Raw genomic sequence first — 22,849 nt, forward strand, 5'->3', positions numbered from 1 at the left:
CAGTATTGCTTTGGCCCTTGATCTATCTCAAACGACGTTTTATACCAACATCATTCCTTTTTTTCTTGTACTGACCTCGACCCAGGAATGAGCGCATGAATAGCCGCCACCTTCCCACGCTGACTGCCATGCGCTGTTTCGAAGCCTCGGTGCGGCATCTGAGCTTTACCCGCGCCGCGGAAGAGCTGAGCCTGACCCAGAGTGCGGTCAGCAAGCAGGTCGCTCAGCTTGAATCGATTCTTGAACAGCCCCTGTTTCGCCGGGTACGCAAACGCCTGCAGGTCACCCCGGAAGGGTCGCTGTACTTGACCGAGGTCCGCAAGATACTGGCTCAGGTCGAGATGTCGACGCGCTACATGCAGTCCTATGGCGGCCAGAGCGAAGTGCTCAATATCACTACCTTGCCCACCTTCGGGGCGCGTTGGCTGATTCCGCGCCTCAACGGCTTCCGTTTCCGCCATCCCAATGTCTACCTGAACATCAGCAACCGGGTGGAACCTTTCGATCTGGAAGAAGAACGCGTCGATGTGGCCTTTTTCTTTGGGCATGGCACCTGGCCACGGGCTGAATGCATCAAGCTGCTGGATGAAGACGTCGTGCCCGTCTGTTCACCGCTGGTAATCCCCAACGAAGGCATTGATGACCCATTGGCATTGACACGTCTGGTGCTGTTGCAGAACTCGACACGGCCCGAAGCCTGGCATGACTGGTTCGAAGCCCAGAACTGCTACACCTCGCATAGCTATCATGGGCCTCGCTTCGATACCTTCTACATGGCCATGCAGGCTGCCAGAGCCGGATGCGGCGTCGCCCTGGTCCCGCGTTTTCTGGCCGAGGAAGAACTGCAATCAGGGCAACTGGTGATTCCGTGGTCCTTCTCGCTGCTCAGCAACAGCGCCTATTACCTGGCCTACCCCGAGCACAAAGGCGCTGTAGGCAAGGTCAAGGGCTTCATCGAATGGGTGCTCGAACATCTCGAAGACCTGGAGAACGCCGAGCAGTGCCGCCACGGCGCACCCGCCGTCAAGGACAAGGACAAGGACAAGGAAGCAAGTTCAGTCTTTTTTGGAATGCATTGACCCGTTTTTTGCCTGCGGGCCGCCGTACTGTCTAGCCACAGTGACTGAACCACAGTGGCTGGGCCGTACTGCCTCAAGAGCGCCCCTCTTGTCTTCAGGGAGACGCCAAGGCAATCTCAACGGCCTGAGAATTTCGAGGTACGTCATGAAAGGCCGCAATATGACCCGCTGGCGCGACCCTGCCAAGGATCCGCGCCAGGAACCCAAGAGCAATCTGATCACCCTGGAAGGTGCCCAGCGCCTGCGCGGCATCCTCGACCACCTGTCGCGGGTAAAGCGCCCGGCATTGTCAGCCAAGGTCGGCGAAGCCGCTGCCCTGGGCGACCGTAGCGAGAATGCCGACTACACCTACAACAAGAAAGAACTCCATCGGGTCATCGCGCGCATCCGCTACCTGACCAAGCGCCTCGATGAGCTGCAGGTCGTGGACCGTCTCCCGGCCAACACTGACAAGGTGTATTTCGGTGCCTTCGTGACGCTGGAAGACGAACAAGGCGAAGAAATGCACATTCGTATCGTCGGCCACGATGAAACCGATACCACCAGGCACTGGATCAGCGTGGATGCGCCATTGGCCAAGGCATTGCTGGGCAAGTCACTGGATGACGAAGTGACCGTCGCCGCCCCCGGCGGCGAACAGACCTGGTTGATCAGCGACATTCACTATCGCCTGCCGGGGGCTGATACGGAGACAGATACCTGACCAGCAAGGGTCAGGTTATCGGCGGGTTGCAGCATACACCCGGAACCGCCCATTATCAGCGAGCACTTCGAAGCCGCCGAAAGCGCGCTCCAGAGGTTCCGCATAAGGCAGAAAGGCATTGGCCACCAGAATCAGGCACCCACCGGGCTTGAGATGCTCAGGGGCCTGCTGGATCAGCCGTGCTGCCGGTCCGTAGTCGATGGCACGTTCGAGGTGGAATGGCGGGTTGCTGATGATGGCATCGAAACGCTTCCCCTCCTGTGCTGTCTCTCCCTTCAGCGCCGAATAGACATCGCTTTCCAGCACTTCCCCAGCCAGCTCATTCGCCCGGAGAGTGCGCCGCGCAGCTTCCACGGCAAAGGTACTGACATCCACCGCCGTGACATCACGTCCTTCCCGAGCCATCCAGGCCGCCAGGATGCCGTCACCACAGCCCATGTCCAGCACTTCGCCCGCAGGTAACCGAGCGGGTAACTGTTCCAGCAGCAGCAAGGTTCCTTCATCCAGCTTGCCATGGCCGAACACACCCGGATGGCTGGCCAGGGTCAGCCCTTCCGCGATGCCTTCCGCGGTAAACTGCGTCCATACCGCTTCTGGCGGCAGCGGCAAGCGTGCCGTACGCGTCTCGAACAACGTGCAGCGTCGGGCGCTATCGAGCTTGCGGCACCCCAGACCCAAGGCAGCCAGCACCTTGAGCACACGCTTGATCCCCCCCTGGTGCTCACCGATCAGTTGCAGGGGCGTGCCTTCCGGTAAGCTGGCGCACAACCAAAGCAACCACCATTCTCCCAGTGCATGCGCCTTGGGCCAGAACAGCACCGCACCGGGACCTTGCAGCGAGGAACCCTCTGCAAACGGTGATACCGCCTCGCGGCCACGTGCCTGCCAGGCCTGTCTCACGGCCAGGTCAGCACTGATCAAGCGGCCTTCCCCCCCTTCCAGCCAGGCATCGCGAGGCGGCGCCACCCACCACCAGCCGCGATAGTCCGCATCCTGACGCTCCAATAGCTGGCAGACCGGGGTCTCGGCGCTCATCGCGGGTTCTCCTGTGGTGATGGCTGACGTGATGGCTGACGTGATGCTTGCTGTCGTGATGACGGCTCTCCTGATTCTGCCTCTGCCGCGGCGGGGCGGCTGAAGGTGTACAGCAGATAACGTCCCAGGCGCCAATGTGGCTCACTGCGGCAGTATTGATGCTCCAGTTCGACCAGGTGCTTGAGTTCCTGCTCACTCTGCGGGGGGCGGCGCAGATAGTCATGGAAGACGCGTATTCCCGCCACACCTTCAAAGTGCAACCCGAGCTCGGCGCTCCAGTCCATCACCTGGTCATGGGTCAACGGAGAGATCGGCGTCAGTCGTTGACGCTCGCCCTTGCCTTCCAGGCGATCCGCCAATGCCTTTTCCAGATTGCCCTTGACCACGTTGGACATGCGCAGGGCATCACGGTTGAACACCATCAACGACAGCTGACCACCCGGAGCCACCAGAGAGGCCAGATGGGCCAGCCCTTCACGAGGATTCCCCAGCCACTCCAGCACGGCATGGCATATCACCAGCGCCCAGGGCCCCGGCGCCTGCTGAACCAGTTCCTGCAATGGCGCATGTACAAAACGGGTCGACTCGCCCTCACCCACCACCTGGCGTGCCCGTTCCAGCATTTCCTCTGCAGGCTCCGCCAGCGTCACATGGTGGCCGCGCAGCAGGAACCAACTCGCCTGCTGACCGAGGCCCGCCCCGACATCCAGCACCGGCTGGCCGTGCAGGTCGAGCATCTCCGGCAACAAGCGATCCAGCAGCGACAGACGCAGCTCACCACGCAGGTGGCCGTATAGAGACGCAGAGAACTTGTCGGCCAGACCATCGAAATGACGGTCACCACGCTCCGACAGAAAGGATGAAGGGACAAGCGGAGAAGAAGAGTCAGACATGCAGGAACAGATCAGAGGGAATGGATGAACGCATTCTACCGGGGAATGCGCGCGGCGGCATCCGCATGACCGTCTAGAGAATCGCCATCCACGACGCTGGATTCTCCTCGTTCTCTCATGTTCCTGTTCGAGGGTGGGTTTATCTTGCGCAGTCAGGTGGTTATAATTTCGCCCCACCGCTTACGCCCTCTTAGCTCAGCTGGATAGAGCGGCCCCCTCCTAAGGGGCAGGTCGCAAGTTCGAATCCTGTAGAGGGCGCCAGTATAATCGACCAGTAAAATGGAATAGTTACTCCCCCCCACCTTGCCAATTTTCTCTGCAAGACCACTTCGCCCCACTGTAAGCATGGTATAGCTCTAGTCCAACGCAATCAGCCCACCATTCCATGGTTGTAAGCCGGCGAGCTTATCTCCACCAAGGAAGCCGAGCGCTGCGTGCTGATCTCAGGTCTCGTCAGGAGATAACAACTTGTCTGCGATCTCTGCCAATTGCTTGAGTCCCTTATGTAATTCCACTCCCTCCTCTGTCAGGCCGTAGGTCACGACAGGAGGTACTCCTCCGATATGCTTGCGCCAGATGATCCTGCTATCGAGCATACTCTTGAGTCGCTCCGTCAATACCTTTGACGACACACCGTCGAGCGACGCCTGCAAGTCTCCGAAGCGTTGCGGCCCACCTTCTCCCAATACCCAGAGTGCATCGAGCGTCCAAGCGCCTCCCAACAAGTGCCTAAGTGGTGTCAAAGGACAGTGCTTGGGTGACCGTCGAACTGCGACAACATGACGTGAAGAGATGAGATCTTTCATAGTTTGTTAGCACTTTCGCATTAAATGACTTGGTTACTGTTAGGTAACTGCGAGCAGAACGATCTAACGTTCGGTGTGGCCAATCAGTGCCAGAGTACCTGCGCCAGTCACGAGTCACCACAAGGCTAAAGGTTGATATGCATATGACCAAGTAACACAGGCGATGAGGGCTTGAATGGCTAGGCTTAGTAATACTCTTGCAAATGGGGCGCTCACCAAGCTGGCGATCGCGAGCTACATGAACGGTAATCAAGCAAGTTCTCTCAAGGTACCAAGGAATGACGCCGACTACATTCTTCTGCCGGAGCAAACCACCTCATGAACCAGCGTGAGGCACCAACCCATGCCACTGCCACCAGCTCTGCCTGGTCGCCGCTCAAGATATCGATGTTCCGAGCTTTATGGATAGCAACACTAGTCTCGAACATCGGCACCTGGATGCACGACATTGGTGCCGGGTGGCTGATGACATCACTGTCAGATTCTTCTGTCATGGTAGCGTTGATCCAAACGGCCACCACACTACCCGTCTTTCTGTTGGCCCTGCCAGCTGGCGCCTTATCTGACATCCTTGACCGGCGCCACTACTTGATCTTCTTCCAGTCCTTCATGGCAGTGATCGCTGTACTACTGACCCTGGTGGTAATAGCAGGAATCATCACTCCCTGGACACTCCTGATCCTGACCTTCGCTATGGGTATCGGTAGTGCCATGATGCGACCCACCTGGGCCGCCATAGTGCCGGAGATGGTGCCTCGGAAGGAGCTGCAGGCTGCCATTGCCCTGAACAGCATGGGCATGAACGTTGCCCGTGCGATCGGCCCGGCATTGGCAGGCGTCATCGTAGTGTTCGCAGGCACTGGTGCCGTCTTTGCACTGAATGCTCTGTCCTTTTTCGGTGTCATCCTGGTGCTGGTGCGCTGGAAGCGCGAAGTGACCGAGAGTCCCTTGCCCGCCGAGCGGTTGATGGGCGCGATGCGAGTAGGTTGGCGCTTTGCCCGCTTCTCTCCTGAACTGCAGGCTGCCTCTATCCGAGGACTAGGCTTCTTTCTCTTTGCCAGTGCCTCCTGGGCCTTGTTGCCACTGATCGCACGGAATCTGACCAATGGTGGCCCTGAGGCCTTTGGCATTCTGGTTGCGGCAGTTGGTGTTGGGGCCGTGCTAGGAGCTCTGGTGCTGCCGACACTCAACGAGCGTCTATCGCGCAGCACGCTCGTCACAATAGCGACGCTACTTTACGCCGCGTGCTTGGCGGGCATCACACTGACCGACAGATTACTGCCACTGTCACTGGTCATGGGGCTGAGCGGCGTTGCCTGGCTCGTTGTCCTTTCTTCCCTGCAAGTTGCCGCACAAATGGCCCTGCCGAGCTGGGTACGCTCACGTGGACTGGCCGTCTTCATGTCGGTCTTCATGGGCTCCATGGCTCTGGGGAGTATCGTCTGGGGCCAGCTGGCCGACACGTTGAATATTGAACAATCCCTTCTCATCGCAGCAGCTGGTGCGGTGATCAGCATTCCGCTCACCTGGCGCTGGCGAATCGACGGCGTTGAAGAGCTCGACTTTACTCCGTCCATGCACTGGCCCACACCTCCCGTCAACGAGACGCTGGACCAGGACCGCGGGCCTGTGCTCACCACGATCGAATACCGTGTTCGAGACGATGCTGTGTCGTCGTTTCTTGAATGCATGAAGCGGCTCGAACAGTACAGACGACAACATGGCGCCTTTGCCTGGAGTCTCTTCGAGCATACGGAAGAATCTCGTTATTTCATCGAGACATTCAACGATGAGTCGTGGCTCGATCACCTTCGCCAACATGAGAGAGTCACGGAAGAAGTGAAGAAACTTCAGGAAGAAATCCGTACCTACCTGGCGGAAGACTCCCAACCACGGGTCGTTCACTACTTGGCCCCAGAGCGATCCAACTATCGAACAACAACCAATACGGGAGGAAAGGAGCAGAAGGAATGAGGAGTAGAAGTAATAAGGAACAGAAGGAATAACGGCCAAGGATGTGTAGCCGCATTTCTGTTGATGGCAGGACGCTTTAAAGAATGAGTCAAGGATATAGCGGCAAATTTCTCTCTTGCCGATAAACGGCATTACATATCAATATATTAAGGAGAGTAGCAATGACCGACCCAAAGCATGAAGTTCTGACTCCTGACAACAGCCAACTCATTTTCATCGACCACCAGCCGCAGATGGCCTTTGGCGTTCAGAGCATTGATCGTCAGACCCTGAAGAACAATACGGTGGGACTCGCCAAGGCCGCCAAAATCTTCAACATCCCCACCACCATCACTACCGTGGAAACAGAGTCCTTCTCAGGCCATACCTACCCTGAACTTCTCGCTATATTCCCTGACCACCCGCTTCTTGAACGTACCTCCATGAACTCATGGGATGACCAGAAAGTCCGCGATCAATTAGAGAAAAATGGGAGAAACAAGGTCATCGTTTCTGGACTATGGACAGAGGTATGCAATTGCACGTTTGCGCTCTCTGCCATGCACGACAAGGGCTACGAGATCTATATGGTGGCAGATGCCTCGGGAGGCACATCGGTAGAAGCCCATGAGTATGCCATGCAGCGCATGGTTCAGGCCGGTGTCGTACCCGTGACTTGGCAGCAGGTGCTGCTCGAATGGCAACGCGATTGGGCACACCGCGATACCTACGATGCCGTCATGGCTCTGGTCAAGGAACACTCTGGAGCGTATGGCATGGGGGTGGATTACGCCTACACCATGGTTCACAAGGCTGAGGAGCGCGTCAAGCACGGAGAACGCCTCGCTCCTGTACCCGCGTCATGATCCCTTCAGGAAAGTCTTTATCCTGAAGACAATGGACAGGTGTTGAACTCGCGACTGAAGCGACCCTGAACTTGCGATCTGGAGCTGCCACGTGCAGCTCCATTTACCTGTCTACGAGACGTGCAAGACATCCCTGACAGAGGGAGTTTGGCCAATGAAAATCTATCTCGTGTCACTGGGCGCAGGCCTGTTGGTCGGGTTGATCTATAGCCTGCTTAATGTACGGTCACCCGCTCCTCCCATTGTGGCATTGATCGGGCTGCTTGGAATGTTAGGGGGTGAACAAATCATTCCCATCACAAAACATCTACTAGGTGGTACCTCTTTAGCTTCTGCATGGGGAAAGTCGCAATGTAGCGAGCACATGTTTGGCTCTCTGCCAGGACATGGATCAGGCTCTGGCACTGCCTCTCCTCCTGGTGAGGCACTTGTGGATGGTAGCCATACCGAAAGCTGTTCAAAGGGTTCTACTGAACGCAAGGAGGAGAAATCATGAGCACACATACGCCAGACCTCATCCTGCATAATGGACGCATTACGACGCTAGATACATCAAGGCCGATGGCCACGGCAGTCGCCATCAAGGATGGAAAGTTCCTGTCTGTCGGAGACGATGCTGACATCCTGGCACTCGCCAGCACTACCACTCGTGTGATCGACCTGCAAGGCAAGCCTGTCTTACCTGGTTTGATAGACAACCATACACACGTCGTGCGAGGAGGACTTAACTATAATATGGAGCTGCGCTGGGATGGTGTCCCTTCATTGGCCGACGCCATGCGCATGCTCAAACAGCAAGTCGAGATCACTCCCCCTCCGCAATGGGTACGGGTTGTAGGAGGGTTCACCGAACATCAGTTTGCCGAGAAGCGACTCCCGACACTCGACGAACTCAATGCTGTAGCACCGGAGACCCCAGTATTCATTCTTCACCTGTATGACCGAGCGCTTCTCAATGCAGCGGCGCTACGTCAAGTGGGCTACACAAGAGACACTCCAAATCCTCCTGGTGGAGAAATTGTGCGTGATGCTCAAGGTAATCCAACGGGACTACTATTAGCCCGCCCGAATGCCACCATTCTGTATGCGACACTGGCGAAGGGGCCGAAATTACCTTTCGATTATCAGCTGAATTCAACACGGCACTTTATGCGTGATCTTAATCGACTCGGTGTTACTAGCGTTATCGATGCGGGAGGTGGCTCCCAGAACTACCCCGAAGATTACGAAGTCATGCAGAAACTTGCTGACGATGGGCAGATGACCGTTCGTCTTGCCTATAACCTGTTCACTCAAAAGCCCAAGGAAGAAAAACAAGACTTCCTCAATTGGACGAGAACCACCACCTACAAGCAAGGTGATGATTATTTTCGTCACAATGGAGCGGGAGAGATGCTGGTGTACTCTGCCGCCGACTTCGAGGATTTTCGCGAACCTCGACCCGACATGCCTCCCGAGATGGAAGGCGAGCTGGAAGAAGTGGTACGCATTTTGGCGGAAAATCGCTGGCCATGGCGAATGCATGCCACGTATGACGAAACCATCAGTCGCGCGCTCGACGTTTTCGAGAAGGTCAACGAGGAAGTACCTCTCGACGGCATCAACTGGTTCTTCGACCATGCCGAAACGATCTCGGAGCGCTCCATGGACCGTATTGCAGCTCTCGGTGGTGGGGTAGCTGTACAGCATCGCATGGCCTACCAGGGGGAGTATTTTGTCGAGCGTTATGGCGCCAGAGCTGCCGAGTCGACCCCTCCCGTGGCCAAGATGCTGGAAAAAGGCATACGCACTTCTGCTGGAACGGACGCAACACGTGTTGCTTCCTACAATCCATGGGTTTCGCTGTCCTGGCTGGTCACGGGAAGAACGGTGGGGGGCCTGCGACTGTATCCAGAACGTCACTGCCTGGACCGAGAGACCGCCCTGCGCATGTGGACAGAAAAAGTCACCTGGTTCTCGAATGAGGAAGGCAGAAAGGGACAAGTTGTTGCCGGCCAGTTCGCAGACCTGGTGGTGCCGGATCGTGATTTTTTCTCGTGCCCCGAAGAAGACATCGTCCACACCACCTCTGAGCTGACCATGGTAGGAGGTAAAATCGTCTATGCGGCAGGCAGGTTCAGTGATCTGGACGAAACGACGCCACCACCCGCCATGCCGGATTGGTCACCTGTGAATCGCTATGGTGGATATGCCGCGTGGAAAGATCCGCAAGCCGAGGATAACCAGACTACCTTGCGCAGTATCGCCACAGCGTCATGTGGCTGTGGGTCCTCCTGTGGAATCCACGGTCATGACCATGCTCGCTCATGGGCAGGAACTGTGCCGGCATCAGACCTGAGAGCGTTCTGGGGAGTGCTCGGCTGCTCTTGCTGGGCGGTCTGATAGATTCGTAAGCAGCACAGGTCTCCGCAGAAGGGATACGGAGACCTGTGTCTCCCCCTTCCGAACGAGTACAGGCCCAATACCGGCTGACGGGAAAGTATCAACCCGTATGGTATTGATGATGTTCCACCCTGTGATGGGGTCCCCCCTATGGGCCTCTAACGTATGCCATCAGCCACCCAATGAGATGACTAACACGGCATCACTAAGGAGCTCAGGTGACGTAATGGGCAAACAGATAATCGACAAAGGCACCCACCTTGGGAGAACGCAAGCGGTTCTCCGGAAAGATGAGATGAATGCCGTCGATACGTGGCTGGTTGGCAGCCTGCCAATCTTCCAGCACTGGCAGCAAACTTCCATCGTTCAAGGCTTCTTGTAACAGCCAGGTAGGGAAAAGCACCACGCCCTGGTCGTGGATAGCGGCTTCAATCAAGCTTTCGGCATTGTTGCTGCACAGGTTGCCATGCACCTCAATGACCTGGAATGGCTCGTGGCTTGCGCGGCGTATGTACCAGGGCTGCTTCCCTCGCGTGCCTTTGTAGACCAGACAATTATGATGGCCCAGGTCTTCAGGTTGCATGGGCACACCATGGCGAGCCAGATAGCCGGACGAAGCCACGATAACAAAGCGCTGGCGAGCCAGCTCTCGTGCCACCAGGCTGGAGTCCTCCAGCGCGCCGATACGTATTACCACATCTGCGCCCTCCTGAACCGGATCGACAAACGCATCGGTCAGGGTCAGTTCGACCTCCAGCTCGGAGTACCTGGATTGAAAGACCTCCAGCAAAGGCGCGATATGCTTGCGGCCATACGCCACCGGCGCATTGATCCGCAACACGCCTCGGGGCACGTTCGCCGTCCCAGCTATTTCGTCAGTGGCTATATCCAGCAATGTCAGCGCCTCACTGACCTGGCTCAGATACCGCTTTCCTGCCTCGGTCAGCCTGACTGCCCGGGAGTGCCGATACAGCAGGCGCTGGCCCAGTGCCTGCTCCAGTGCCGATATACGACGCGATACCGAAGATGGCGGGAGATCGAAGTCGTGCGCGGCCCCAGTGAAGCTGCCGGAATGGGCCACTCGCATAAAAAGCCGCAACGAGAGCAGTTGTATATCGTTGCTCATACGACAATAAACCTTTGCCAGATGGCTGGATTGTGTCCATTACAGCACAAATCTAAGGTGGCGGCTTTCCTGACACGGAGGCGACATGCCACAACTCACGATCTTGATGCTAGTGCTTTGCGCCGGCATGGGCCTGTCGGTTGAAGCCGGCCTTCTGGGGCCCCTGGGCGAACAGGTGGGTCACCTGTCAGCGACCTTATCCATCTTTCTGGTGGGTGCTCTGTTGCTGTCACTGGCCATGGTGTTCGTTGGCCGCGCCCCCATCGCCACACTGTTCCATCAACCTCGCTGGCGGCTGACAGGCGGACTGCTCGGGCCGATCTATGTCGTCGTGCTGACAGTCACCACTCCGCTGGTTGGAGTCGGCATGACAATGGTAGGCATTCTGTGCGGCCAGGTTGCTGCCAGCCTGGTCATTGATCACTTCGGTTGGCTGGGCAGCGAACGACGAGCCATCGATAGCTATCGAGTCGGTGCTCTGGTGCTGATTCTCGCGGCGCTGTGGCTTATCTATTGAACGTTCACGCAAGGAGACATCAATGCTTCTGACACTGATATACCCCCTTCTGCTGCTGGGTGGCGCAGTACTCGCCGCGCAATCATCCATCAACGGTCGCCTCGGTTCTACCGTCGGCGTACTGGCCAGTGCCTGGCTGACCTTCTCGATGGGGGCAGTGGTGACCTTTCTGCTGGTGTTCTTCTTTGAACCACACCACGAGGCAACCCTGTTCAGCGTCCCCAAATGGCAGTTGACCGGCGCACTGTTTGGTGTGATCTACATGCTTGCCATTGTGTTTGCCATTCCGCGCGTCGGTACTGCTGCAGCCACGGTGGCCGTCATCTCGGGGCAGATGCTGATGAGTCTGATGATCGATCACTTCGGTTGGCTGGGTAATACTCGTCTGCCACTGGATAGTTCTCGAATGATAGCTATCGCCCTGCTGGCCGCGGCGCTATGCCTGATCTATGCAAGCAACGCGCGCCGAGAACGTCTGGTCGCGCACCATGCTTGACGAGGTCTTGCCGTTACGCCCTTTCAGCATGCCTGGCCGCCTTCATCGCTGAAACAGCAGGGCTTCGATGACAAAGTCGCTGCTCTCGGGCCATTCGTCCCAAGCGTCTCCTGGCGATCTCCGGCCCCCTCACCCACACTGGACAGGCGTCAGGGATCACGCTTGAGTGCCATCAATTCAATCCCTTTCCACAGCATGGGTTTATCTTGACGAGTCAGATGCTTATAATGCGCGACTCCGCCCTCTTAGCTCAGCTGGATAGAGCGGCCCCCTCCTAAGGGGCAGGTCATAGGTTCGAATCCTATAGAGGGCGCCATTCCGGCTTTAGACACTGTCTCCACCTCCCTTTCGAATCGTCACATCAGAGTCAGCGTGACCACTTCGTGCGGAACAAGATTGTCCACTCCTGTTCGTGAGCATCGGGATGAAGGTATGCATACCGCTCGGTCTGCTTTACCGACGAGTGACCAAGCATGTCGCGAACTTTCATCAGCACGATTCCTGACATCACCATCCTGCTCGCCCTTCCCATTGCAAAACACCCATTCATAAAGCCAATCCAAAGATGACGTGACAAGGGCAAAGCAAAGCGACGAATCCAACGTTCACTACTTCTCGTTACTGTTATTTACGCCCCTCCAACATGTCATGACGGATGACACAGGGGATTCCATTAGAATCTACCGATAACGCATCGCAATCTGCGATGTAATCAGGGAATCTCATGGTGAGGACAATGACAGAATCGACTATTCGTACACTAAGCGCAGAGGAAGTGGATGCAGTGGCAGGTGGTGGCCTTTTGACCGATGTCATTAGTCTATTGCCAGGGGATACTGCCGGAGCCCAAAACTTTGTCGACATTTACGGTCAGCAGGTCTTTCAGATGCTCTCGAATCAAGCACCTCATCCTCTGAATCGTATTATTGAAGGTGTTGGCGAGCTGCTGTTCTGAAGAGACAACCAGGCATCCGCTCAACCTCTCTCGTAACGCCGATATTCCAGCAGTTGAGTCATGCTGATTAGCGGGATCGTGGCCCGCTAATCCCTTTCGCTCAGGCTGACTTGTCTACTCAGTACCTTGTCTACTGCTCACAAGCATCACTCGGTGACCAATTTGCTTAGAAATCTGTGCAGGCCCTATTTCTCCTCAAGTTGCTCTGGGGAGATGCCCAACGCCTGTGCAACTTTCTTCCTTTTGGCCTTGCGTAGCTTCCGAGAGGCTTCTAGCCGGGCATAGTCCAAGTGGCTTATGCCAATTCGCTCGGCTACCTCTGCCTGGGTAAGCTCCAGGTAGCGACGCCAGGCAGCCGCCATGGTCAGTCCTTCTTTGGTCGCCATGCCCACGACATCATCTGGTATCAAATGTGCTTCCGCCTTCTCGTATAACCGCCCCCCATTCTTCTTGATCAGGACACTCATGCGATAGAGGCGACCATCCCTGTTCCGTGCCCTAAGGCACTCAATGAAGAACATGACAGGAAAGTACCCCAGACTGACCGCTATCAGCAGAGCTTCAGGAAAAGATATCACCCGAGTAAAGAAAGCCATTGCTGACCCGCCGACAACGATTGCCGAGATCACATAGAGAATTAACGCGCGTTTTTGCCACTTGTTGTAAGAATCTTCTGTTGGGAATGAGTAAGGCTTCCACCTTTGCTGATATACCCCGTCTTTATAAAGGATCACCCTTGGGAGCTTTCTAATATCCTCCAATGCCTGAATTGGACTTTCAGCTCTAAGAGCCATGTCACCGACTCGGTGGTGCACGGGTGCCTTACAGTAATCTCTAAGTCCGCCTTCGAAGCGAAGCACACCTGCTTTTGATTCATCACCAGCCTCTTCACCGGGAGGCTGGTACTGTTCATAGGCTGAGCACAACCGATCAAATTTCTCGGTTGCGATCTTGTATCGTGTACTGGACCAGTTTGGTTGAGCCGAATAGACCCGCCATAAACCCGTTGCCGCTATAGAGCCTATCAACAGTATCCAGAGAACTGCGGGCGATAAATGTTCCATCAGGTTGGTCAGTATTTGCTGTAACACCGTTTTTCATCCCTTGAAAGTGATCCATTCCCTGGCCCGCCCCACCAAGTACAACGCTGAGTTCGATGAACAAGCCCGTCAGCGGTACTTGGTGGGTGCTACGGACGCCTAGCTTGCCGACTTCGTTGAAGTGACAGAATCCACTATCCACAAGTGGAAGAAAGATCATAAGGGGCTTTCGGAGTTCATCAAAAGAGGCGCATTGCTTGCCGATGCCGAGGTGACCGCCAGCCTCACCGATGAAGCGGAAGAGCACCATCGCCGAGATCGCATCACGCCTGGAGCATAAGTCGACATTCAGCCGACTCCAAACGCCTCCAAGAGCGTTGCCGGATCCGCTGCTCTTCCCTGCGGCGTTCACCACGCCCGCGCGCTGTCGACACCCCTCCCCGCCTGCGCTCTAAATGTGTCGGTTTTTATGCACTCATCCGTTGGTCGCTATACCGCGCCACTGCTGGGCTTTAATCTATGTCGAAAGCCAGAGAATTTTATGCAAACTTATGCACGTTTATGCAATGTATAGAGGGCATTGGAGGGATGGTCAGTGGTTGTAAGCATAGATATATACAACACATCCAAAAGGCGTAATCCTCGGAAGGCTTGGTAGGTCTTGGGCTGTCTGTGGTTCTCTCATGCCCACAGAGTCGCGCCATACTTGCCAGTAAAAATAGCCGCTTAGTGAATATTGTTAGCATCCTGCCAAGGAAGCAGCTTCTTGCCTTAGTCATTCAACCAACACACCATCGGAGTTGATGGCTCATTATTTATAGCAAGCTAGCTATTTGTCAGGATGGGGTCCGAACTTCGCCCCACACATAAGTTTTTTCACACAAGAAAATCAGCCAAGATGCACGTTCAGGCACAAAGGGCCTGTGCCTTTTTCCAGAGGGCTATGTCACTTTTGCAGGGTATCTAAATCTGGAAAGGGGTTTTTCCATGTTAGAGATCAATGGTGTCCGTGTGGCTCGGGTAGGCGATACGGTGGAATGCAACTGTCCCGGTGGTCCACATACCCTGGTGACGGGGGACAAGGATGTGTTGATTCATGACCAGCCTATGGCCTTGTTGGGCGACCGGTCATCCTGCGGAGCCACGGTAGAGCAAGGCATGGCGGTATTTCTACATCGCGCCCTGGATGTGGCCTATGACGGTTGCCGGATGTCGTGCGGTGGCCATGTACGAATCACGGATGATGAGGCATAGACCATGTTTGCACTCTTCGCCCCAGGCTCGGGCGTGATACGGGTAGGCGACACCACCGAGCATGGTGGAACGGTATTATCCGGCCAGGACAACTATTCATCATACGGTAAGGCCGTGGCGGTGGTGGGCGATGCCCCAAACACGGCGCACAGCGGATTATGGAAGGCTTGCCGTCGTGCACCGTCAACGGTAAGGCCGTGGCGTTTCATGGGTGCCTGACGACGTGCGGGGCGCGGCTCCTATCCTCCATGAATCAAATACATTGCATAGGGGCTGATGGCAATAGTCCGCACTCCACGCAAACGAGCCAGAACACACCAACGTACTCACACGCCCCTGTCCCTATGAACCAGGGGTATAACCGACATGTCCAGTTGCTGGATCAAGACGGCAACCCCCTGGTAGGTGTGCTGTACACCCTTGTTAGCCCCAGCGCAGGCAAAGTCCGTGGTGTCACAGATGCCGCTGGCCGGTCATCTATCATTGAAGGCGCTCAGGGCGATAGCTTCGACGTCTATGTGGGCGTGGAGGATTCCTGATATGCCAATCACTCACCTGACCAGCGCAGTAGAGCGTGCCGTACCACTCACCTCTGCGGAAGACGTCGATGGAGCGCAACTCCGTTTAAAGGTATTTTGGCCGACGACCACTCTCTGGAATGATGCGCATATGGCGGACTACCACAAGGAAGCTCCAGCGATTGTGCAGTATCTGATCAGCCAACAATACTGGAACCGGCAGGGAGCGGTAGATACTCATCGGTTTACCTGCGAAGACTTCGCCATCCGGGTTCTCTGTGGATACGCAAGTTCCAGGGGGCTGCCGGTAAAACTGTCAACGGGGGTAAGAGCCTATCGCAACATGGAAGTCTACTCCCCGGTACAACATGACACGTATGCATCGCATATGTACGGTTTCACTGAAATGGTGATGCTGACTTATGGTGCGCCAGATATGCAGAGGCCCCAAAACACTATTTCACTGAGTAGTCCCGTAGAACTTCGCCCGGGTGATATTCTTGCGCAATCAAAAGATAGGCCCGGAAACCGTGCCCATCATATTCAGCTGGCAACCCGTGTTTCCCCCGAACGCATTGACATACACCAAGGCAATACGGGAGGAGCGTTTTACCGCCCGATCTCGACGATTCGCCGTTGGTTGGGGGAGAACCTTGCCGACCCACAGAACACCGCTTATGCAGGGCTTCCCATTGAGTCAGGGCAGTATGTCCGAGCCGCTAAAGGTTGGGACTACTACAACCTGACCACTGGCAGTAAGGCAAAAGATTTTCTGCGTATTTTCGAGTTCTACCGTTGGAATTTCAGGGAGTTCAATCGTCCATGATGTCGTATGAGTTCAGAGGCTATCTAGCGGCCTTGGCAGATAGTGATCTGTTTGGAACCATTGCAATACTCTGTGGCGTCATTGCATTGCTGGGGCTAATTCCCCGGGTTCGAGAGGGCCTGACGTATCGTGTAGTGAGCTTTCTTCTGTTGATGTCCATATTTGCGCTGCATGCTCTTGGGAGTTATTACCTGAGTACTAACCCAGCATGATGCAACACATGAATTCATCATTCCTGATGTATCCCCTCCCCTGTCATGAGCGACTGCCATTACCAGTGGGGGTGGGCACTTGGGGTTGGTGTTCGGCCTCCATGGCCAGAATGAAGCGCTAGGCTATGCATGTGAAACGTGTTTATACATCACTGAGTCTGTTGGCCCTGGCCAGCCCAGCCTATGCGGAGGTGTCGGACAAGGTGCCCGGCTACCTGTCCATGGTGCTGTGGCCGCTGGGCGTGGTCGTGTTGCTGGTCATTGGCAAGGTGACGGGGTGGCGTGCCCTTAACATCCTGGCGGTGGTGCTGTCGGCCTTTTGGTTGTGGGCATGGTGGGATTTTGTGTGGGTCGACGACATTTACCCGACCGCTGTACGGGAGTTGGGAGACGGGTATGCCGTTACCGTTTGTGCCCAGCTTGGCGTGTGGGCGTTGTTGTTGGTGGTGAGTCTTTGGCAGTGCGTTAAACGGCGTGGCTAGATGTTGGAAAGCGCTGTACACCGCGCTAACGCTGGTGGTAGCCATCGGTGTGGCGTCGTTGATGGTGTATGTGGCCCTGGACCACAACCCGCAAGGGGAGTTTTGCGCCTATGCGGACGACATGACGTCGTGTCGCGTGCGGTGGGGTCCAGTGGCGTTGGTGTTTGGCTTGTGGTTTGCGGTGGTGGCGTTGGCGATGACGGTTCCGGCCATGGTGGTTGATCTTATCGTGCGTGCAGTGGGTTGGATCAAGGCCCGCGTGAAGTGTTAGGCCTTGTGGGGCGTGTTCTTCATCGAGAGTTTTGGTGGCGACTATACAGTCACATTCAGCAAGTAGCGCACTCATACCAGAAAAATATGGAATACACCAGGTTCACAGTACGAGTTAGCGTTTTTCGTGATGGATGCTGGTATATCGAATGGTATATCCATACCCACGTCATGATAAAATTTATAGAAAAAACAAAGACTAGATTGTAATTTTCGAATCCTATAGAGCCTCACTAACGCCTCCCTTTGCGAAAAAGCCTCTATATGCAGCACATCACGTCTGTGTAACCGCGCGCAGAAGTCGACACTTTCCTGATCGATAATGAGCAGATTCTCTCTACCTGAGCTCGGCATCACTCGCCATACGGCAAAGTTCAGCTACTGCCTTTGATTCGCTGCCTTTGCGCCAGGCCAGCATCAGGCGTGAAGAAATCGCGAGATCTTTCAATTCATATGCGACCAGGTCGTTTCCTCCCTGCGCCATGATGCTCGGCATAATGGCATATCCCATGCCCGCGGATACCAGGCTACGAATGGTAATGTCGTCGTGGCATTCCTGGACTGTGTTGGGGACGATACCCGCTTGACGGAAACAGCGATCCACCCTGTCGTAACTCCCCGGTGTTGATTCGCGACTGAAACAGATGAAGGGGGCATCGGCAAAAGCTTGCAACGAGACAGGTGGCACGTCTGTCAAAGGATGATGCCGACTGGCGATGACCGCCATGCGATAGCTGGCAAGTGGCAGATAGGCGAGGCGATGCTCATCCTCCTGTTCTGTAAACAGGATGCCTGCATCAATGCCACCTTCAAGAATCGCTCTTGTCTGCGGGCCAGACAGCATCGATTCAAGTGTCAACCGGATTCCCGGGTTTTGTATCCGGAAATGGCTGATCAGTCTTGAGATGCTCGGAATATAGGGATGAATGGTGGTAATACCGACCGATAAGCTGTCGCTGTAGCCATCCGAGATGGCCCGGGTCTTCTTGGCCATGCTTTCAAACTCGCTGATCAGTCGGCGGCTGTTGTCGTAAAGAAACTCTCCCGAAGGTGTCAGCGAAATTCCTTTGCGGTCTCGCTCCAGAAGCTGAGCCCCGATACTTTCCTCGAGTAAGCGTATCTGACGCGTCAAGGCAGGCTGGGCGATGGGAATTCGCTTGGCGGCTGCCGTAATGGAACCGGCATCTACCACGGCCAGAAAGTACTTCAGCTTCTTGATATCCATAGGACTACCTCGCTCCTCGAACTCCGCAGCATATCAAAAAAGCATGACCGCATAGGAAAGAAGTATTTTTTCCCTTCTAATCGACTGAACATACTGGAAAAAACTTCCCCTCCCCTCTGGAGTCCCGGCCGGTGGCTGACGGGCTTTACACATTGCCCAGGAACAACGCTGGCTGCCGCTCCCCCAAAGCATGCAAAGGATAATGTTGATGCAAGAGCGTGATAAAGAGCGACTGATTGCCTTTCGGCAGGAGCTTCATCGCTACCCCGAACTCTCTTGCCAAGAGCAGCAGACGGCACAACGCATTGTGACCATGCTGCAACAATCTGGAGTCGATGAAGTACATGAGTCGATCGGCGGCCATGGCATCGTGGCAGTGATTCATGGACGACAGCCCGGACCCACCGTTGGCCTGAGAGCCGATATCGACGCTCTACCCTTGCAGGAGATGACGGGCCTGGCACACCGTTCGGCGCATGCCAATGTCATGCATGCCTGCGGGCATGATGGCCACACGGCAATGCTGATGGGCGCAGCACTGGACCTGGTCAAGACACGCCCGGCCCGAGGCCAGGTCATCCTCATCTTCCAGCCTGCCGAAGAGCTGGGTACCGGCGCCCCGGCCATGATCAAGGATGGCCTGCTCGAGCGCTTTCCCATGCAGGCCGTGTTTGGACTTCACAACTGGCCCGGTGTAGAGGCTGGGGCCTTCGTTCTACACGATGTGCCACACATGGCCTCCAGTGATGACTTCGAAGTCTGCTTTCACTCCGAAGGCGGCCATGGCGCCATGCCACACCTGACAACCGATCCGATCGTCGCCGCCGGGCTCTTTGTCACAGCGGTGCAGCAGGTCGTTAGCCGTAACGTCGATCCTGAAAACATTGCCGTGATAAGCCTCGGCAGTCTGCAGAGCGGGCATGCCAGCAATATCATTCCGACCACCGCGCGAATGAAGGGAACAGCCCGTTGCTTCAAACCGGATGTTCGGCAACAACTCGAACGCCGGGTGCGCGAAGTTGCTGAAGGCATCGCCCGTGCCTGCGGCTGTGACGTGACACTGGATTATTCCCCCTCCACACCGGCTGTCGTCAACGACAGCACCTGCACCAAGCTGTGCCGAGAGGTCATCGAGGCACAATGGGGGCATGAGCACCTGGTGAGTCATCCCATCAGCATGGGCGCCGATGACATGGGTTATCTCCTGGAGGCAGTGCCCGGGGCCTATGTCTGGATCGGCAATGGCAAGGGCAGCGATGCTCCCGCACTGCACCAGCCGGATTATGACTTCAACGACGATATCCTCGAAAAGGGAAGTGATTTTCTCGCCGGCGTGGCTCGGCATTTCCTCGATAATAACGATCAAGTCCTCGACAACAACGATTAATACCTGGGGTATGCAATGAACGATCTCGAAAGAACAACGACACTCGAGACGGCACCAAAAGGGACTATGAAATTCCCACATATCTTCGTGGTGCTGTTCACCTTCATCTGTCTTGCTGCGTTATCCACTTATCTGATCGACGCCGGCAGCTACGAACGAACCACCTCCGAACAGGGGCAAACGGTGGTGGTACCAGGTAGTTACGCTCTGGTAGAGACGGAAAAGGCCGACTGGCTAACGCCTTTCATGGCGGTATTTGAAGGCATGCAGGAAGGCAGCAGCATCATATTCTTCATCTTCATTTCCGGCGGGGCCTTCGGGGTACTCAAGGGCACAGGCGTGCTGCAGTCGCTTGTATCCAGCGTTAGCCATGCTCTCTCGGGCAGAGATATCATCCTGATTCCTCTGCTGATGCTGCTGTTCGCCGTCGGCGGTGCCACTTTCGGCCTGGCAGAAGAAACCATCGCCTTCATCATTATCCTGGCGCCCATGCTGCGCATGCTGGGTTATGACTCTATCACTGCCGCCGCTGTTCCCCTGGTTGGTGCTGGTGCCGGATTCTCGGCAGCCTTCATGAACCCTTTTACTGTCGGCGTCGCTCAGGATATCGCTCAACTACCGATCTTCTCGGGCATGGCACTACGCGCCTGCTACTGGCTGGTTTTCGTCGGCGCAAGCATCGCCTTCGTGACGCACTATGCAGCCAAGATCAAGAAATGCCCCGAGCGAAGCCTGGTCTATCACAGCGACCGGCGGCAGTTCGGCAACCCCGAGCCACAACAACATGATCAACGACTGAGCCTATCGGACAAACTAGTGCTATCAGCATTCGTTGGGGCCATTGTCATCATCGCCTATGGCGTCATTCGCCACGGTTGGTACATCGGCGAAATGTCAGGTGTCTTCCTGTTGATGGGGATTATGGTCGGTGTATTTGCCCGAATGGGAGCCAACGAAATAGCGGAGCACTTCGTCAGCGGCATTAAGGAAATCGCCATGGGTGCCCTTGTGGTGGGCTTCGCCTACGGCATCCTGATCGTGCTCAAGAACGGCAGCATCCTCGATACCATTCTGCATCAACTGGAAGGACTCCTCGGCAACATGCCCGCCGTCCTGACAGCCATCAGCATGTTTCTAGTGCAGTTATTGCTGAACTTTCTGGTGCCCTCTGGCAGCGGGCAAGCCGCACTCACCATGCCACTCATGGTGCCACTTGCCGACCTGGTCGGCGTGACACGCCAGACAGCGGTACTCGCCTTTCAATTTGGGGACGGTATTTCCAATATCATCACTCCAACATCCGGCTACTTCATGGCAGGCCTCGCCGTGGCCGGCGTGTCCTGGAGCAAATGGATCAAGTGGATACTGCCCCTGGCCATCACCCAGTTGCTGCTGGCAAGCAGCATGATAACCCTGGCTCATCTGCTGTCCTGGTCCTAAAAGGAAAGACTTCCATGACAATCAAGCGTATTACCGTGTATGGCGTCCGCCTGCCACTCAAGCGCCCTTTCAAAATCGCCTACGACAGCTATGAGTACATCGATAGTCTGGTGGTCAGCATCGAGTCGACTCAGGGTGACATAGGGTGGGGAGAAGCTGTCGTCGACCAGCATGTATCAGGTGAAACCTGGCAGTCAGCACGAAGCATTATTACCCAGGAACTAGCCCCTTTATTGATCGGCAAGCCAGCCGATCAGATCAGCGCTTTTCATCAGACCGCCGAGGCTCGCATCAGGCATAACCCTTCGGCGAAGGCTGCATTGGACATTGCCCTGCATGACTTGCTGGCCCGACAGTGCCAACTGCCGCTCTATGCGCTTCTTGGTGGCCGCTGCCACGCCCGGCTCGAACTGCCCTGCGTCATCAGCATGCTGTCGCCCGATGAAATGGCACACCAGGCCAGCGAGGCCTGTCGGCAAGGTCATCGCTCGATCAAGATAAAACTCGGTGATATGCCCGACGCTGATGTCGAGCGCATCGCCCGGGTACGGGAAGCGCTATCTCCAGGCGTGGCCCTGAGAGTGGATGCCAACCAGGGCTGGAGCGCCAAACAGGCACTGCATGTCATTCGTGGTTCCGAATCCTATGCTGTGGACTGGTACGAACAGCCTGTGTTTATCGAGAATCTTGATGCCCTGGCCAGAATCACGCGTGCCACAGATGCAGTGATCATGGCCGACGAGCCGATTCACGGGCTCCGCGACATGCTCAGTGTCATACATCTGAATGCAGCCGACATGGTCAACATCAAACTGATGAAATCCGCTGGTCTGCATGCCGCCCGGGCAATGGCGGAGGTGGGCATGGCGGCCAACATTCCCTGCCAGATAGGCTCGATGGTCGAGTCCTCCATCGCGACCCTGGCCGGGGCTCATCTCGCTATCGCCCACCCCAATATCATCGCCAATGATCTGGTTGGACCAGTGATGATCTCGAGCGATGTGGCCGAGATGCCGGGCGACGCAACACATATTGCGCTGGACGATGCACCAGGCATAGGCATCAAAGTTGACCTTGATCGAGTACGAGAACTCAGCATTTTCGAGGACAGAATCGACTGACATCTGACATTTTCAGCTTCCCGCTCTGGTGGATATATCCCAAGGCGATAGCTCACTTGATGCCAGGCTCAGTCATCAGGAACCTGCTTCATTGTCATGACCAATTGCGCCTGGAACGCCAGCAATATGCACAATGAAACAGGTCATGCCGCACCTAACGTCCTGCCACACCTGAAGCCTGAAGACCTGACCTCAGGTGTGGCAGATAGCGCTGACAGAACAGGGTGGTGGCTCATCAAACAGCTCGCTACCCCCTCGAATCC

General features: G+C 55.8%; 23 protein-coding genes, 2 tRNA genes and 1 pseudogene. 19 read left to right on the forward strand and 7 right to left on the reverse strand.

The features are described from left to right. The first annotated feature begins 95 nt into the window (after positions 1-95). A complete protein-coding gene (locus Q1K07_RS00270) occupies positions 96-1,079 on the forward strand; it encodes a LysR family transcriptional regulator (RefSeq protein ID WP_300306027.1) in 984 nt (327 codons plus the stop codon). Positions 1,080-1,224: 145 nt separating this feature from the next. Then, entirely contained in the window at positions 1,225-1,782 is a 558-nt protein-coding gene (gene greB, locus Q1K07_RS00275; protein ID WP_300306030.1) for a transcription elongation factor GreB, read from the forward strand. A 15-nt stretch (positions 1,783-1,797) separates the two neighbouring features. Here greB and Q1K07_RS00280 read toward each other — a convergent pair whose 3' ends face one another. Then, positions 1,798-2,817 (reverse strand): class I SAM-dependent methyltransferase, encoded by a 1,020-nt coding sequence (locus Q1K07_RS00280; RefSeq protein ID WP_300306033.1) that lies wholly within the window; start codon positions 2,815-2,817, stop codon positions 1,798-1,800. Beyond that, on the reverse strand, positions 2,814-3,710 hold the full coding sequence (locus Q1K07_RS00285) for a methyltransferase domain-containing protein (protein WP_300306036.1): 897 nt from the start codon (positions 3,708-3,710) through the stop codon (positions 2,814-2,816). Before Q1K07_RS00285 ends, Q1K07_RS00280 begins: the two co-directional genes overlap by 4 nt. A gap of 184 nt (positions 3,711-3,894) precedes the next feature. Here Q1K07_RS00285 and Q1K07_RS00290 point away from each other — a divergent pair. Further along, a tRNA-Arg gene (locus Q1K07_RS00290) sits at positions 3,895-3,971 on the forward strand. 182 nt (positions 3,972-4,153) lie between these two features. Here the strand turns inward: Q1K07_RS00290 and Q1K07_RS00295 are convergent. Beyond that, the gene (locus tag Q1K07_RS00295; protein ID WP_300306039.1) at positions 4,154-4,516 is read right to left on the reverse strand and encodes a helix-turn-helix domain-containing protein; all 363 of its coding nucleotides are present in this window, start codon (positions 4,514-4,516) and stop codon (positions 4,154-4,156) included. Positions 4,517-4,834: 318 nt separating this feature from the next. Here Q1K07_RS00295 and Q1K07_RS00300 point away from each other — a divergent pair, with 318 nt between their 5' ends. From Q1K07_RS00300 to Q1K07_RS00310, 4 genes are all read left to right on the forward strand, one after another. Next, positions 4,835-6,490 (forward strand): MFS transporter, encoded by a 1,656-nt coding sequence (locus tag Q1K07_RS00300; protein WP_300306042.1) that lies wholly within the window; start codon positions 4,835-4,837, stop codon positions 6,488-6,490. 161 nt (positions 6,491-6,651) lie between these two features. Beyond that, the gene (locus Q1K07_RS00305) at positions 6,652-7,335 is read left to right on the forward strand and encodes a hydrolase (RefSeq protein ID WP_300306045.1); all 684 of its coding nucleotides are present in this window, start codon (positions 6,652-6,654) and stop codon (positions 7,333-7,335) included. A gap of 154 nt (positions 7,336-7,489) precedes the next feature. Beyond that, positions 7,490-7,831, forward strand: coding sequence for a XapX domain-containing protein (locus Q1K07_RS21230; RefSeq protein ID WP_366945003.1), 342 nt, complete (start codon positions 7,490-7,492; stop codon positions 7,829-7,831). After that, complete coding sequence (locus tag Q1K07_RS00310; protein ID WP_300306048.1) at positions 7,828-9,717, forward strand: amidohydrolase; 1,890 nt, start codon at positions 7,828-7,830, stop codon at positions 9,715-9,717. The genes Q1K07_RS21230 and Q1K07_RS00310 overlap by 4 nt, the downstream gene beginning before the upstream one ends. A gap of 214 nt (positions 9,718-9,931) precedes the next feature. On the opposite strand, the gene Q1K07_RS00315 is transcribed toward Q1K07_RS00310, so the two are convergent. Then, positions 9,932-10,843 carry a LysR family transcriptional regulator gene (locus Q1K07_RS00315; RefSeq protein ID WP_300306051.1) on the reverse strand — a complete coding sequence of 304 codons (912 nt, stop codon included), beginning with the start codon at positions 10,841-10,843 and terminating at the stop codon, positions 9,932-9,934. A gap of 85 nt (positions 10,844-10,928) precedes the next feature. On the opposite strand from Q1K07_RS00315, the gene Q1K07_RS00320 reads away from it, so the two are divergent. The 4 genes from Q1K07_RS00320 (at position 10,929) to Q1K07_RS00335 (ending at position 12,811) form a co-directional block, all read left to right on the forward strand. Then, a complete protein-coding gene (locus Q1K07_RS00320) occupies positions 10,929-11,360 on the forward strand; it encodes a DMT family transporter (protein ID WP_300306054.1) in 432 nt (143 codons plus the stop codon). 22 nt (positions 11,361-11,382) lie between these two features. Continuing rightward, a complete protein-coding gene (locus Q1K07_RS00325) occupies positions 11,383-11,856 on the forward strand; it encodes a DMT family transporter (RefSeq protein ID WP_300306057.1) in 474 nt (157 codons plus the stop codon). 239 nt (positions 11,857-12,095) lie between these two features. Beyond that, positions 12,096-12,172, forward strand: a tRNA-Arg gene (locus tag Q1K07_RS00330). Positions 12,173-12,592: 420 nt separating this feature from the next. Continuing rightward, positions 12,593-12,811, forward strand: a complete 219-nt coding sequence (locus Q1K07_RS00335) for a hypothetical protein (protein ID WP_300306060.1) — start codon at positions 12,593-12,595, stop codon at positions 12,809-12,811. A gap of 185 nt (positions 12,812-12,996) precedes the next feature. Here Q1K07_RS00335 and Q1K07_RS00340 read toward each other — a convergent pair whose 3' ends face one another. After that, positions 12,997-13,605 carry a hypothetical protein gene (locus Q1K07_RS00340; RefSeq protein WP_300306065.1) on the reverse strand — a complete coding sequence of 203 codons (609 nt, stop codon included), beginning with the start codon at positions 13,603-13,605 and terminating at the stop codon, positions 12,997-12,999. 136 nt (positions 13,606-13,741) lie between these two features. After that, positions 13,742-14,161, reverse strand: a complete 420-nt coding sequence (locus tag Q1K07_RS00345) for a hypothetical protein (protein WP_300306067.1) — start codon at positions 14,159-14,161, stop codon at positions 13,742-13,744. A gap of 677 nt (positions 14,162-14,838) precedes the next feature. On the opposite strand from Q1K07_RS00345, the gene Q1K07_RS00350 reads away from it, so the two are divergent. The 5 genes and pseudogenes from Q1K07_RS00350 (at position 14,839) to Q1K07_RS00370 (ending at position 17,414) form a co-directional block, all read left to right on the forward strand. Continuing rightward, positions 14,839-15,105, forward strand: a complete 267-nt coding sequence (locus tag Q1K07_RS00350) for a PAAR domain-containing protein (protein WP_300306070.1) — start codon at positions 14,839-14,841, stop codon at positions 15,103-15,105. A gap of 3 nt (positions 15,106-15,108) precedes the next feature. Next, positions 15,109-15,644: pseudogene (locus Q1K07_RS00355) on the forward strand (PAAR domain-containing protein). Position 15,645: 1 nt separating this feature from the next. After that, positions 15,646-16,449, forward strand: a complete 804-nt coding sequence (locus Q1K07_RS00360) for a hypothetical protein (protein WP_300306073.1) — start codon at positions 15,646-15,648, stop codon at positions 16,447-16,449. Between the two features lie 343 nt (positions 16,450-16,792). Beyond that, the gene (locus Q1K07_RS00365; RefSeq protein WP_300306076.1) at positions 16,793-17,143 is read left to right on the forward strand and encodes a hypothetical protein; all 351 of its coding nucleotides are present in this window, start codon (positions 16,793-16,795) and stop codon (positions 17,141-17,143) included. Next, positions 17,136-17,414 (forward strand): hypothetical protein, encoded by a 279-nt coding sequence (locus Q1K07_RS00370; protein ID WP_300306079.1) that lies wholly within the window; start codon positions 17,136-17,138, stop codon positions 17,412-17,414. The genes Q1K07_RS00365 and Q1K07_RS00370 overlap by 8 nt, the downstream gene beginning before the upstream one ends. Before the next feature lie 336 nt (positions 17,415-17,750). Here Q1K07_RS00370 and Q1K07_RS00375 read toward each other — a convergent pair whose 3' ends face one another. Continuing rightward, the gene (locus tag Q1K07_RS00375) at positions 17,751-18,638 is read right to left on the reverse strand and encodes a LysR family transcriptional regulator (RefSeq protein WP_300306082.1); all 888 of its coding nucleotides are present in this window, start codon (positions 18,636-18,638) and stop codon (positions 17,751-17,753) included. 208 nt (positions 18,639-18,846) lie between these two features. Here Q1K07_RS00375 and Q1K07_RS00380 point away from each other — a divergent pair, with 208 nt between their 5' ends. From Q1K07_RS00380 to Q1K07_RS00390, 3 genes are read left to right on the forward strand one after another with little or no spacing between them, the layout of a single operon-like run. Beyond that, positions 18,847-20,025, forward strand: coding sequence for a M20 family metallopeptidase (locus Q1K07_RS00380; RefSeq protein ID WP_300306086.1), 1,179 nt, complete (start codon positions 18,847-18,849; stop codon positions 20,023-20,025). A 15-nt stretch (positions 20,026-20,040) separates the two neighbouring features. Continuing rightward, a complete protein-coding gene (locus Q1K07_RS00385; protein ID WP_300306089.1) occupies positions 20,041-21,465 on the forward strand; it encodes an AbgT family transporter in 1,425 nt (474 codons plus the stop codon). Positions 21,466-21,479: 14 nt separating this feature from the next. After that, a complete protein-coding gene (locus tag Q1K07_RS00390; protein WP_300306091.1) occupies positions 21,480-22,586 on the forward strand; it encodes a mandelate racemase/muconate lactonizing enzyme family protein in 1,107 nt (368 codons plus the stop codon). Positions 22,587-22,849: the final 263 nt, after the last annotated feature.

The sequence above is a fragment of the Halomonas sp. genome (genome assembly GCF_029263665.1).
Lineage (GTDB): Bacteria > Pseudomonadota > Gammaproteobacteria > Pseudomonadales > Halomonadaceae > Halomonas.